We start from the raw sequence: 12,448 nt of genomic DNA on the forward strand, positions 1-12,448 counted from the left end.
CGCAGCGACTGCACCGCGAGGTGCAGCGCGACCAGCGACGACGAACACGCCGTGTCCACCGTCAGCGCCGGCCCCTCAAGACCGAACGAATACGCCAGCCGACCCGACGCGACACTCGTGGTGCCGCCGGTGAGCAGGTAGCCCTCGGAGCCGTCCGCGGTCTCGTGCAGGCGCGGGCCGTAGTCCATCGCGGTGGCGCCGATGAAGGTACCGACCCGCTTGCCGCGCACGGATGCGGGGTCGATGCCCGCGCTCTCGAACACCTCCCAGGCGGCCTCCAGGAGGAGCCGCTGCTGGGGGTCCATCGCCGCGGCCTCGCGGGGGTTGATGCCGAAGAAGTTCGCGTCGAACTCGGTGGCCGTGTCGAGGAATCCGCCGTGCCTGGTGCTCGACAGGCCCGGCTGTGACGGGGCGGTGCCGAGGAGGGCGTCGAGGTCCCAGCCCCGGTCGGCGGGGAAGTCGCCGATGGTGTCGATGCCTTCGGCGACGACCTGCCACAGCTCTTCGGGGGAGGTGATCCGGTCCGGATAGCGGCAGGACATGGCGACGACGGCGATCGGCTCGTCATCACGGAGGGCAGTGGCCGGGTGGGCGCCGCTGTCGGCCGAGGTGCCGGAAAGCTCGCCGACGAGGTGGTCGACCAGGACCGCGGGCGTCGGGTGGTTGAAGAGCAGCGCGGCGGGCAGCCGGAGGTCGAGCTCCTCGTTGAGGATGTTGCGCAGCTCGACGGCGAGCAGCGAGTCGAAGCCCAGTTCCTTGAAGGTGTGGGTGAGGACGACGTCGTCACCGGAGGCGTGGCCGAGGACGGTGCCGACCGTGTTCCGTACCAGGTTGGTGAGTTCGCGGGTGAGTTCCCGCGTGCCGAGCGAGGTCCGGCGGGCCGGCTCGGCGTCAGCCTGCGCCGTCTCCTCGTCCTCAGCGCCGTCCGTGGCGAGGCCGACCGGTCCGGCGGTGACCGCCGTGGTGGGGCGCGGGGTGTGCTCGGACCAGTAGCGGCGGCGCTGGAACGCATAGGTGGGCAGGTCGAGGGTGGTCGCGTCGGCGTCGATCACCGCCCGCCAGTCGACCTCGGTCCCGTTGACGTGCAGCCCCGCGAGCGCGGCCATGACCGCGTGTCCCTCGGCGCCCTCCCGCATGCCGGGCAGGAAGACGGTGCCGGGCTCGTCCAGGCACTCCTGGCCCATGGCGGTGAGCACTCCGCCCGGTCCGACCTCCAGGAAGGTCCGCACGCCCGCGGCGTTCAGGGCGTTCAGGGCGCCGGCGAAGCGGACCGGCTGGGCGACATGCCGGACCCAGTAGGCCGCGGACTGCAGTTCGCCCGCGTCGGCCGGTTCTCCGGTGACGGTGGAGACCAGCGGGACGGCCGGCTCGTGGTAGGTCAGGGTCTCGGCGACGGCCTGGAACTCGGCGAGCATCGGGGCCATCAGCGGTGAGTGGAAGGCGTGGCTGACCGTCAGCTGCCGGGTCTTGCGGCCCATCCGGCGGAAGTGTTCGGCGATCGACAGCAGGTCCTGCTCGGCACCGGAGATCACCGTGGAGCCCGGCGAGTTGATGGCGGCGAGGCCGACGGTGTGCTCCGAGCCGCGCAGGAGCGGGCCCACCTCGGCCTCGGAGGCCTGGAGCGCGATCATCGCGCCGCCGGTCGGCAGGGCCTGCATCAGTCGACCGCGCGCGGCGATCAGCGTCGCGGCATCGGCGAGCGAGAGGACACCGGCCACGTGGGCGGCGGCGACCTCACCGATGGAGTGTCCGGCGAGGTAGTCGGGGCGCACCCCCCACGAGGTGATCAGCCGGAAGAGGGCGACCTCGATCGCGAACAGCGCGGGCTGGGTGTACCGGGTCTCGTCGAGCGACGCGCGGTCGGCGGCGGCGTCACCGGTACCGCCCTCGCCGTCCTCCGCCCAGATGATCGCGCGCAGCGAGCGGCCGATGCGGTCGTCGAGCTCGGCACACACCTCGTCGAAGGCGTCGGCGAAGACCTGATGGGTCTCGTACAGCTGCCGGCCCATCCCCAGGCGCTGGCTGCCCTGGCCGGTGAAGAGGAAGGCGAGTGCACCGTCCTCGGCGCCGCGACCGGTGACCACGCAGGCGGAGCGCTTGCCCAGCGCCAGCGACTCCAGCCCGGCGGTGAGGGCGTCGAGGTCGCCGGCCACGACGGCGGCGCGGTGGGCGAAGTGGGTGCGCGTGGTGGCGAGTGAGAGAGCGACGTCGGCGGGGCGCCGCGGCGCGTCGGCACTCAGCGATGCGAGCAGCCGCCCGGCCTGGGCGCGCATCGCGGTCTCGGTCTTCCCGGACAGCAGCCAGGGCACGTGCGCTTCGTCCGCCGACGGCTGCCCGGAGGGCGCCGGCTGCGCGTGCCCGTCACGGTCGGTCGCGGGGAGCCCCGCCCCCTCCACCCGGTCGGGCGGCGAGGCGAGCACGAGGTGCCCGTTCGTACCGCCCATCCCGAAGGAGCTGACCCCGGCGACCAGTTGGCGGTCCGGGTGCGGCCACGGGCCCGACTCGCTCCGCACACGCAGGCGCAGATCGTCCAGCGGGATCTCGGGGTTGGGCTGTTCGTAGTTGAGGCTCGCCGGAATCCTCCGGTGGGCGATGCTCAGTCCGGCCTTCAGCAGGCCGACGATGCCGGCCGCGCCTTCGAGGTGGCCGATGTTGGTCTTCGCCGAGCCGACGAGCAGCGGCGCGTCGACGGCACGGCCGGTGCCGAGCGCGGCACCCAGCGCGGCGGCCTCGGTGGGGTCGCCGACCCGGGTGCCGGTGCCGTGCAGTTCGACGTACTGCACCCGGGCCGGGTCGATGCCCGCGTCGTCGTAGGCGCGCCGGATCACTTCTTCCTGGGCCCGTCCGCTGGGCACGGTGAGGCCGTCGGTGGCACCGTCGCTGTTGACCGCGCCACCCATGATGAGCCAGTGGATGCGGTCGCCGTCGGCGAGGGCCTGCTCGTACGGCTTGAGCAGCAGGGCGGCACCGCCCTCGCCGCGCACGTAGCCGTTGGCGCGCTCGTCGAAGGTGTAGCAGCGGCCGTCGGGCGACAGACCGCCGAACCTCTCCGTGCTGAGGGTGGTCTCGGCGAGGATGTTGAGGCTGACCCCGCCGGCCAGGGCGAGCGTCGAGTCGCCACGGGCCAGGCTCTCGCATGCCATCCGGACCGCGACGAGCCCGGAGGACTGCGCCGTGTCGACGGTCATGCTCGGCCCGTGCAGGTCGAGGACGTACGAGACGCGGTTGGCGATGATGCCGCGGTGGGTACCGGTGACGGTGTGCGCGGTGATGCCGTCGACGCCGGCCGCGTGCATCAGGCGGGCGTAGTCGTCGGCGATCGCGCCGACGAAGACGCCGGTCCTGCTGCCGCGCAGGTCGGCGGGAACGATCCGGGCGTCCTCCAGCGCCTCCCAGCCGAGTTCGAGCATCAGGCGCTGCTGCGGGTCCATCACGGTTGCCTCGCGGGGCGAGACTCCGAAGAAGCCCGCGTCGAAGCGGTCCACCTGGTCGAGGAAGCCGCCGAAGCGGGCCGCGATGGGCGTGTCGGGGTTCCAGCGGTCGGCGGGCGCCTCGGTGATCGCGTCCTGGCCGCTGTCGAGGAGCTTCCAGAACGCCTGCGGGTCCGGCGCTCCCGGCAGCCGACAGGCGATGCCGATGACCGCGATGGCCGGAGTGCCCTGCGAGCGGGGGGTCTGTGCGGACTCAGCCATGGGTCTTCTCCGGAGCCTGGAAGGCGGCGCAGGACCAGGTGTAGCCCGCACCGCCGCCGATCACGAGGGCGATCTCGCCGGGCTGGAGGATGCCCGAGGCGATGATGTCGCTGAGGTTGGCGATGAAGTCGCCGGCGCCGAGGTGGCCGGTCTTCCGGCCGAGGAACAGTGGCTCGGCCTTGATCACGTCCTCGATGACGGGCAGGTACATGAGGTTGTAGACGGAGTCGCCGGCGCGGGGCAGCGCGATGCAGCGGATCCGTGGGTCGCCCGGCTCGATACCGGCGAACTCCAGGCACTCAAGCAGGATGTGCCGCACCTTGGCCAGGCCGAGCGACTTGAGCTGCTCCATGCCGCCCATCTCCAGGTACGCCTTCTTCGGGCGGCGTACGTCGATGGGGCGGCTGTGGTCGAGGGCCGCGTCGCTGAAGCCGTCGCGGCCTCGGAAGAAGAGCTCGGTCTCGGCGGCCGCAGCGGTGGAGAAGGAGAGCATGTGCAGCAGGTCGCCGTGGCCGTCGGTGCGGCCGAGCAGGAGGGCGGTGCCGGCATCGCCGTAGACGACGTCGTAGTCGCCGGCCCAACGGTCGAAGCCGGGCAGGGAGAAGCGGTCGCCCGTGGTGACCAGGACCGAGTCCATCGCCGGGTCCGCGACCAGCCGGGTCGCGGCGAGCTGGACGCCGAGCGCACCGCCGTTGGACATGTGCTGGAGGCCGAAGGGCAGCGCCTTGCTGACACCCGCCTGGTCGGCGACGTAGTGGGCGGGAGCCCAGAAGTCGTGGCCCTGGTGGTAGATCCAGGCGTGGGCCAGCAGGCCGACGCGGTCGGTGTCCCAGTCGGCGGCACGCAGCGCCCGCTGGGCGGCCCGCGCCGCAAGCTGAGGGCCGGAAAGTTCGGTGGAGACCGGGAGTTCGGTGACGCCGACGCGGTGCCGGTGCTCGGGTTCCAGTCGCCCGTCCGCGATCACCGCGTCCACGGTTTCCCGGTCCTCCGGTAGCCATGTCGAGGCCGCCTTGATGCTCAGAGCGCCGCCCAGCCTCATCCTGGAATCCCCCTACTGCCACGTGCTTCGAATGTGAAAGTCCGGCGTGGGGGTCAGGCCTCCCCGACCCGCTGACCTGCCACGCGGAGGCCCACGTTAGTTAGCTCGAAGCGTTGGGAAGTAGGTCACTTAAGGCGCAACCGCCCGTGTGCTCCTTTAGTGATACCGATGTGCCTCATGACCCTCATCGGTACCCGTTCCGGCGTCGCCGTAGAGGCTGTCGGACCAGCTCAGCACCCTGGTCACGGGGCGGGTGCACCGGACGCCCCGCACCTCGGACGCCGGCACACAGGTGCGTGCGGCGGTACCGGGGATCACGCTTACCAGCCGCGCCCGCAGCGAAAAGCCATGAGTTCGAACTGCACAGATCGGCATCAATGGGCCATCTGGAAATGGAAGTTGAAAAGCCCGAAATGCACGGGGGAGGTTTTCGTGGTAGCCGCTGCCCCCACCGCCCCACCTCTCGGGCCAGAACGTGATCCGTGTCACGTCATTGACGCACCATCAGCCAACCCGCGAACCGGCGCGTGGAATTAGACTGACTCGTCGTCATAGCCGAAGCCACAGGCCGCCGGGAAGCGGAATTGGTCTGCGCAGTTCGCATTGACCGATGTATCATCCCGTTTCCAGGCCTGTGAAGTCGAGCGGCGCACCCGGGCGTTGCGCCGGGTGCCCGTTCGGAGTCGAGGCCCTGGTAGATCCTTGGGAGCCCACCGAATCGGGGGATTACTTGTGGCCTTCAAGAAAAATCTGAGCAAAGAAAACCCGTCGGGGCATGCCCTCCTGGGCCGCTCCCCGGACCTGGTCAACCGATTCTGCGCGCGGCTGGCGCAGCAGCAGAGCACGCTGATGGCGAGTCCCGCGAGTCGGGACCGCATCGCCGTCCAGGCCGACGGGGTCATCGCCGACTGTGCGCTGACCCTGCGGCTGGGGCAGGCCGTCACCTCGGAGACGGCGGCCCGCCTGGCCCGGGCCGCCGCCGATCCGCACCCCACGCTCCACGCCGACCAGGCCGCGCTGGCGCAGGCGTCCGTCGTGCTCTTCGAGACGGTGGCAACTGCGCTGCAGGAGGTCGTGGTTGCCGAACCTCAGGGTCCCGCCCTGCTCGCCGAAGCACTCCTCACGCTCCATCGCAGCGTCAACGCACGCTGGCAGGTCATCGCAGGTGACCGCGAGGCGGCCTTGCTGACCGCGATGCACAACGCGAGCAACGCCCACCGCCGGGAGCTCGCGCGTGACGTGCACGACCGAGTGGGCAGCAGCGTGAGTCTGGCGATGCGCCAGCTGGAGCTCTACGCCCTGTCGGTCGCCGACCGGACCGAGGCCGAGCAGAAGCGCGTGCTGGCCGTGCGTGACACGCTCGTCAGCACCCTGCTGGAACTGCGCGAACTCATCACCTGGCTCCGCGAGGACTCCTCGGACCTGGACCTGCGCAGCGCTCTTGCGGCGTTCGTGGAGTCGATGCAGGTGTCAAGGACGAGCGCGGTGACGATCGACGTCATCGGGGACGGCGCACCCGCCGGCCACCGGACGCTCACCGAACTCTTCCTCGTGCTGCGTGAGTGCCTGCTCAACGCTCTCGCGCATTCCATGGCCAGCCGGATCGATGTGCGGGTCGAGTTCACCGAGAGCGAGGTGAACGTCCTGGTCGAGGACAACGGCATCGGGCTCGACCTGCACCGGGCCGTATCCGGCCGCAGGGGCCACGGCCTGCTCTCCATGTCCGAGCGCGTTGCGCAACTCAACGGCCGGCTCGCCATCAAGGACACCGTGCCGACCGGTACCCGGGTCGACCTGTGGATACCGATCGGAGTCGCAGAACATGTCTGACCGGATCCGCATACTCGTCGCCGACGACCACACGATACTGCGCCAAGCCCTGTGCGACTCCCTGCGCAGCGAACCCGACCTCGAGATCGTGGCGGAGGCCGGAGACGGCCAGTCCGCGGTGGAGCTGGCGGTGCAGCATCAGCCCGACATCGCCCTGCTGGACGTCGAGATGCCGGGGCAGAAAACCCTGACCACCGTGATGCAGCTGCGCGACCGCTGCCCGGACACGAGCACGGTCATCCTGACCATGCACGACTCCCCCGGCCTGGTCCAGGAGTTCCTCGAACTGGGCATCAGCGGCTTCCTCCACAAGAGCGCGACCCGCGCGACCCTGATCTCCGCGATCCGCGCCGCCCGCTCCGCCGATCAGCAGGTGACGATGTCGGTCTCCCGGAAGAGCCTCAAGGTCTCCCGGCAGAAGCCGACCGGGCCGGGTGCGCTGTCCAACCGCGAGATCGAGGTGCTCAACCATGTCGCCGCCGCCCGCAGCAATAGACAGACGGCGGCCTCGATGGGAATCGCCGAAGGCACGGTGAAACGCCACATGCGAAATATATTCGAGAAACTCGGCGCGGTTTCCCGGATCGACGCGGTGAACAAAGCGATTGCCGCCTCGGCTATCCACGCCGACACATCGCAATCATCATGGCACGCAAACAACGCAGCCGTCTGAGCGCGAGAACCCAGTGCCCCCGCCCCGCATCGCTGCTCCTTCCGCGCATATCGCACCCTGAAAAGACATCGTAGGCCACCGAGGAATTCTGTGAATATCGACCCCGCCCTCGCCCCCGTGCTTGCCACCCTTCCGACACTCGACTGGTTCAGCGACGTCGACGGCACCCGCGCCGCCACCCGGAGGCTGCTGGCCGCCGCTCCCGCGCTCGCCGACCCGAGGATCGAGATCAGCGGGTATTCGTTCACCGGCCCTGACGGCAACCGGATAGAGCTGCGCGTCTACACCCCGACCGGGGAGGGCGGCGCGCCGCTGCCCGGGGTGCTCTACTGCCACGGCGGCGCCTTCATCACCGGAGACCTCGACACCGCCGACGGCAACTGCCGCGAGATCTGCCTCGGAGGCGGCGCGGTGGTGGTCTCGGTCGGCTACCGGCTGGCGCCCGAACACCCGTACCCCGCCGGACTCACCGACTGCTACGCCGCGCTCGGCTGGCTCCAGGCCCATGCGGCCGACCTCGGCGTGGACCCCGACCGGCTGGCGGTCAGCGGGCGCTCCGCAGGCGGTTGCCTCGCCGCCGCAGTGGCCCTGATGGCCCGCGACCGGGGCGGCCCACCTCTGATCCACCAGCTCCTGCTCATCCCCGTACTGGACGACCGCTGCGACACGCCCTCCGCTCACAGCGTTACCGACCACCGTGTGCTCAACCGGCCCACCGCCCTGACCATGTGGCAGACCTACCTCGGCCCGGCAGACCCGACCGCTCCGTACGCGGTGCCCTCCCGTGCCGACGACCTGTCGGGGCTCCCCTCCGCCTACGTCATGGTGGCCGAGAACGACCCCTTGCGGGACGAGGGCATCGACTACGCGCGCCGACTCGTCGAGGCCGGTGTCAGCACCGAACTCCACCTCGTGCCGGGCGCATTCCACCTCTTCGAGGGGTACGCGCCGGACAGCGCATTGGCCCGGCGTACGACGGAGCACTGGATGGCCGCGCTGCACGGCGCGCTGCGCCGCTGAACCGAAGTGACATGTCCACTCCCCGAAAGGGGTAGCCGTCAGTGCCCCTAATCGGCCTTACCGTCCAGCGCGGGTGCGGATAGCTTTCAAGAGGCCACGACGGAGACGGCCTCCGCAGACATGGCCCACTTCCCCTTGACCCATCACGGAAGGCAGGGCCATGTCGGACGGCGGACACGAGGAAAGCGCATGGATTCGGCGGTACCAGCCCACCCCCGGGGCGGCCCGCCGGCTGGTGTGCTTTCCGCACGCGGGCGGATCGGCCACTTTCTTCCGCCCGCTCGCACTCGCCCTGTCGGGTGCCGTCGACGTCGTGGCCGTACAGTATCCGGGCCGTCAGGACCGGCGTGCGGACCCGCTCATCGACAGCATTCCCCGGTATGCCGACACGATCGCCGAGGCGCTCGCCGGCTGGACCGACCTTCCGCTGCACTTCTTCGGCCACAGCATGGGCGCGATTCTCGCCTTTGAAGTGGCTTTGCGATTCCAGCGCGAGGACATTGCGGTCGCCCACCTCTTCGCCTCCGGCCGTAGCGCCCCCTCCGTCCTCAACGCCGACGCGGTCCACCGGCTCGGTGACGACGCGCTGCTGAAGGAGATGGCCGCGCTCGGCGGCACCGACCAGCGGCTGCTCGTCGACGACGAACTGCTCAGGGGCGCCCTGCCGGCCATCCGCAGCGACTACAAGGCGATCGAGACGTACCGGTGCGCCCCTGGCGCTGTCCTCAACTGCCCCATCACCGTGCTGACCGGCAACGACGACTCCCGCGTCAGCCAGGCCGGCGCCGCCGCCTGGAGCAGGCACACCACCGCCGGAACGCGCTTCGCGGCCTTCCCCGGCGGACACTTCTTCCTCAGCGACCAACTCCCGGCGATCACAACCCTGATCACGACCGAGCAAGGGCTCGCGCCCCATCAGGCGCGCCGAGCGCCTGGAAGCACGGTCGAAGGTGAAGGGCTGTGACCGGCATCACGCGGTAGCGGTCTGCGGGCGGCCCAGCTGGGCTGCCCGGGTTCGCCTCGGTCCGGAGCCGCCGGCGCCGGCGTCAACCGGCATGAAAATGCCCCCGAAGCGAGCTGCTTCGGGGGCATCGTGCCATTTCAGGCGGTTGTGGCCAGGGCCGGGGTCGAACCGGCGACCTTCCGCTTTTCAGGCGGACGCTCGTACCAACTGAGCTACCTGGCCGTACTGCACCGTCTCTTGCGAGACGAGCGATCCCGACGGGACTTGAACCCGCGACCTCCACCTTGACAGGGTGGCGAGCTAACCAACTGCTCCACGGGACCTTGTGGTGGCGAACCACCAAGGTCTTGCGGCACTGCACTTTACTACGGTACTGCGTGCCCCCAACGGGATTCGAACCCGTGCTACCGCCTTGAAAGGGCGGCGTCCTGGGCCACTAGACGATGAGGGCTTGTGGTCCGTTCGGCTGTTTCCAGCGTTCCCGGGGACGTCGAGAAGCATATGGGATGTGGGGCGGATCGCCAAAACGGGTTTGGGCCGGGTGGGGGTGGGGGTGTCCGGAGGGGTTGGTGGGGGCCTCCGGCGGCGGGGTCAGGACCAGCCGAGCTCGTCCAGCTCGTGGTCGTCGAAGCCGAAGTGGTGGGCGACCTCGTGGATGACGGTGGTGCGGACCTCGTCGACCACCTGCTCGCGGGTCTCGCAGTGCCGCAGGGTGGGGCCGCGGTAGATCAGGATGCGGTCGGGCAGGACGCCGGCGTACCACTCGCCGCGCTCGGTGAGCGGGGTGCCCTCGTAGAGGCCGAGGAGTTCGGGGTCGCCCGGTTCGGGTTCGTCCTCGACGAAGACCGCGACGTTGTCCATCATCGCCGCGAGCTTCGGGGGGATCCGGTCCAGGGCGTCGCTGACCAGCGTCTCGAACTCTTCCCGGGTCATCTCCACCGGATCATTGTCGGGTCTGGGGTGACGGTGTGCCAGGCGGCGGACGGCGGTGTTTGATGGGCCCGTGACGACCTCGGAGAACGCGTTGGACGACACCGTGACTGCGGCACCGCAGCCGCCGCGCCCCCCGGTGCTGCGCGGGCAGGGGCCCGCCGTGGCGGTGGTCGCGGCGGGCGGGGCGATCGGGGCGCTGGCGCGGTACGCGGCCGGGCTGGGCTGGGAGACCGGGCCGTCGGCCTTCCCGTGGACGACGCTGCTGATCAACGTGGTCGGCTGCGCGGTGATCGGGGTGTTCCTGGTGGTGGTCACCGAGGGGCGTCCGGCGAACCCGCTGCTGCGGCCGTTCTTCGGCACCGGGGTGCTGGGCGGGTTCACCACCTTCTCGACGTACGCGGTGGACGTCCGCCGGCTGCTGGAGGCCGGGCGGCTCGGGCCCGGGCTGGCGTACCTGGGGCTGACCCTGCTGGGCGCGCTCGGCGCGGTGTGGGCGGCGGCGGTGCTGACCCGGCGGCTGATCCACCGCGGGGGTGCCCGGTGAGCCGGCTGAGCGGGCCGGCGCTGCGGCTGACCGTCCTGGTGGGCGAGAGCGACACCTGGCACCACCGGCCGCTGTACAGCGAGATCGTGCACCGGGCGCGGGCCGCCGGGCTGGCCGGGGCGAGCGTGTTCCGGGGGATCGAGGGCTTCGGCGCCTCCTCGCTGGTGCACACGGCGCGGCTGCTGTCGCTGAGCGAGGACCTGCCGGTGGCGGTGGTGATCGTGGACCGGGAGGAGCGGGTGCGGGGGTTCCTGCCGCAGCTGGAGGAGTTGGTCGCGGAGGGGCTGGTGCTGCTGGACCGCTGCGAGGTCGTCCGGTACGCGGGCCGGGGTACGGAGCCGGGTGCGGGTGCGGGTGCGGGTCCGGACGCGGGGGCGGGGGAGAGCGCGGAGTGAACTGGCTGCTGGTGGTGGCGGGCGCGGTGGTCGGCGCTCCGCTGCGGTACCTGACCGACCGGGCGGTGCAGTCCCGGCACGACTCGGTGTTCCCGTGGGGCACCTTCACGGTGAACGTGGTCGGCTGCCTGGTGCTCGGCCTGCTGACCGGCGCGGTCGCGGCCGGGGCGGCCTCCTCGCACGTCCAGCTGCTGGTCGGCACGGGCTTCTGCGGGGCGCTCACCACCTACTCGACGTTCTCGTACGAGACGCTGCGGCTGGCCGAGTCCGGTGCGGGGCGGTACGCGCTGGCGAACGTGGCCGGGAGCCTGGCGGCGGGGCTGGGCGCGGTGTACGCGGGGGCGGAGCTGGCCTCGGCGCTCTGGGGCTGAGCGGGCCCCCAGCGCCCCTGGACGGCCTCCTGGCGGCCTCCAGGAGGGCTTCCGAGGGGGCGGTCGCCGAGAACTGCGCCACCCACCCGTGTCCCGCCGCGCCCGGCGCGCGTTGGGCACCGAAAGCGGCCGCGCGGCAGTGGGCGGCCCGGGTGGGGCGATGGAGAGGGAGCTCGGTGGCTTCGGTGCGGGCGGCGCGTTCGGGCGCGGTGGTACGGGCGGCGGCGGTGCTGGCGGTGGCCGGGCTGGGGCTGACCGGGTGCATGTCGGTCGGTCCGGCGGCGGAGGAGAAGCACGGTGTGGCGCCGGTCGGGCAGGCCGGTCCGGCGGGTCGGCCGGGGGCGACGGGCGGCCCCTCGACCGCGCCGGGTGCCGGGCACCCGGGGGGTGCGTCGGGGCGCTCGGAGCACCAGGGGGGCTTGCAGGCCGAGAACGCGCCGACCGGGGCGACGAGCGCCGCGCCGGGCGAGCTCGCGCCCGGCGCGAACGGCACGGTGGCCGGTGTGGTCCCGGTGCCGGGGGCGGGTTCCCCCGAGGGCGCGCCGGGCGGCAGCGGTGCGTCGGGCGGCGCGAACGTCAGCCCCGCGCCCCACCCGGGCGGCTCCTCGGCCGGCGGCTCCACGGGCACCGGCGGCACCGGGGAGGGCCGCTCCGGCGGCGGTTCGGCCGGGACCCCGTCGGCCACCCCGAGCGGCCACCCGTCCGGCACCCCCGAACCCGAGCACACCACGCCCGCCGCGACCGTCCCGCCGGGCCCGGAGCCCTCCGCCGGCAGCTCCGGATCTTCGGCCCCGAGCCCGCATGCGGGTGCGCATTAGCGATCTGGCCAGGGCATTTGCCTCTGATCCCGAGGGTCGTCTATGGTGGTAGATCGTTCGTTTGATTCATTTGATTGGCGCCCTATTCCCATCTGGCGCCCTTGGCGCGTTCCGGCGATCCGTGGCTGACCGCATAGAGGCGGTTGTGAAACAGAACCCCGGACTTTGG

At 71.4% G+C, this 12,448-nt stretch carries 11 protein-coding genes and 3 tRNA genes; 8 read left to right on the top strand and 6 right to left on the bottom strand.

Annotation, left to right across the window (positions count from 1 at the left end):
- Positions 1-3,692: type I polyketide synthase (locus ACFVXG_RS43440; protein ID WP_387936042.1), on the bottom strand; the 3,692-nt coding region annotated here is incomplete at its 3' end.
- Positions 3,685-4,665: a 3-oxoacyl-[acyl-carrier-protein] synthase III C-terminal domain-containing protein gene (locus ACFVXG_RS43445; RefSeq protein ID WP_387936043.1), complete on the bottom strand. Its 981-nt coding sequence runs from the start codon at positions 4,663-4,665 to the stop codon at positions 3,685-3,687. The genes ACFVXG_RS43445 and ACFVXG_RS43440, both read right to left, overlap by 8 nt.
- Positions 4,666-5,463: 798 nt before the next feature.
- On the opposite strand from ACFVXG_RS43445, the gene ACFVXG_RS43450 reads away from it, so the two are divergent.
- The 4 genes from ACFVXG_RS43450 (at position 5,464) to ACFVXG_RS43465 (ending at position 9,218) form a co-directional block, all read left to right on the top strand.
- On the top strand, positions 5,464-6,561 hold the full coding sequence (locus ACFVXG_RS43450) for a sensor histidine kinase (RefSeq protein ID WP_387936044.1): 1,098 nt from the start codon (positions 5,464-5,466) through the stop codon (positions 6,559-6,561).
- Positions 6,554-7,234: a response regulator gene (locus tag ACFVXG_RS43455; protein ID WP_387936045.1), complete on the top strand. Its 681-nt coding sequence runs from the start codon at positions 6,554-6,556 to the stop codon at positions 7,232-7,234. The genes ACFVXG_RS43450 and ACFVXG_RS43455 overlap by 8 nt, the downstream gene beginning before the upstream one ends.
- Before the next feature lie 90 nt (positions 7,235-7,324).
- Positions 7,325-8,254, top strand: a complete 930-nt coding sequence (locus ACFVXG_RS43460) for an alpha/beta hydrolase (RefSeq protein ID WP_387936046.1) — start codon at positions 7,325-7,327, stop codon at positions 8,252-8,254.
- A gap of 160 nt (positions 8,255-8,414) precedes the next feature.
- The gene (locus tag ACFVXG_RS43465) at positions 8,415-9,218 is read left to right on the top strand and encodes a thioesterase II family protein (protein WP_387936047.1); all 804 of its coding nucleotides are present in this window, start codon (positions 8,415-8,417) and stop codon (positions 9,216-9,218) included.
- Positions 9,219-9,366: 148 nt separating this feature from the next.
- On the opposite strand, the gene ACFVXG_RS43470 is transcribed toward ACFVXG_RS43465, so the two are convergent.
- The 4 genes from ACFVXG_RS43470 to ACFVXG_RS43485 form a co-directional block, all read right to left on the bottom strand.
- Positions 9,367-9,440 (bottom strand) — tRNA-Phe (locus ACFVXG_RS43470).
- 27 nt (positions 9,441-9,467) lie between these two features.
- Positions 9,468-9,541 (bottom strand) — tRNA-Asp (locus ACFVXG_RS43475).
- Between the two features lie 55 nt (positions 9,542-9,596).
- Positions 9,597-9,669, bottom strand: a tRNA-Glu gene (locus ACFVXG_RS43480).
- A gap of 140 nt (positions 9,670-9,809) precedes the next feature.
- On the bottom strand, positions 9,810-10,151 hold the full coding sequence (locus ACFVXG_RS43485; RefSeq protein WP_350507644.1) for a metallopeptidase family protein: 342 nt from the start codon (positions 10,149-10,151) through the stop codon (positions 9,810-9,812).
- Between the two features lie 70 nt (positions 10,152-10,221).
- Here ACFVXG_RS43485 and crcB (ACFVXG_RS43490) point away from each other — a divergent pair, with 70 nt between their 5' ends.
- From crcB (ACFVXG_RS43490) to ACFVXG_RS43505, 4 genes are all read left to right on the top strand, one after another.
- Positions 10,222-10,695 (top strand): fluoride efflux transporter CrcB, encoded by a 474-nt coding sequence (gene crcB / locus ACFVXG_RS43490; RefSeq protein ID WP_387936048.1) that lies wholly within the window; start codon positions 10,222-10,224, stop codon positions 10,693-10,695.
- Positions 10,692-11,090, top strand: coding sequence for a DUF190 domain-containing protein (locus ACFVXG_RS43495; RefSeq protein ID WP_387936049.1), 399 nt, complete (start codon positions 10,692-10,694; stop codon positions 11,088-11,090). The genes crcB (ACFVXG_RS43490) and ACFVXG_RS43495 overlap by 4 nt, the downstream gene beginning before the upstream one ends.
- Positions 11,087-11,461, top strand: coding sequence for a fluoride efflux transporter CrcB (gene crcB, locus ACFVXG_RS43500; RefSeq protein ID WP_350507596.1), 375 nt, complete (start codon positions 11,087-11,089; stop codon positions 11,459-11,461). The genes ACFVXG_RS43495 and crcB (ACFVXG_RS43500) overlap by 4 nt, the downstream gene beginning before the upstream one ends.
- 176 nt (positions 11,462-11,637) lie before the next feature.
- Positions 11,638-12,279 (top strand): hypothetical protein, encoded by a 642-nt coding sequence (locus tag ACFVXG_RS43505; RefSeq protein ID WP_387936050.1) that lies wholly within the window; start codon positions 11,638-11,640, stop codon positions 12,277-12,279.
- Positions 12,280-12,448 lie beyond the last annotated feature (169 nt).

The sequence above is a fragment of the Kitasatospora sp. NPDC058162 genome (genome assembly GCF_042884005.1).
In the GTDB taxonomy this organism is placed as follows: Bacteria; Actinomycetota; Actinomycetes; order Streptomycetales; family Streptomycetaceae; genus Kitasatospora.

Bases quoted from the DNA above. Each gene is read 5' to 3' on its own strand.
- ACFVXG_RS43455 (WP_387936045.1), top strand. From the start codon at position 6,554: ATGTCTGACCGGATCCGCATACTCGTCGCCGACGACCACACGATACTG.
- ACFVXG_RS43465 (WP_387936047.1), top strand. From the start codon at position 8,415: ATGTCGGACGGCGGACACGAGGAAAGCGCATGGATTCGGCGGTACCAG.
- ACFVXG_RS43485 (WP_350507644.1), bottom strand. From the start codon at position 10,151: ATGACCCGGGAAGAGTTCGAGACGCTGGTCAGCGACGCCCTGGACCGG.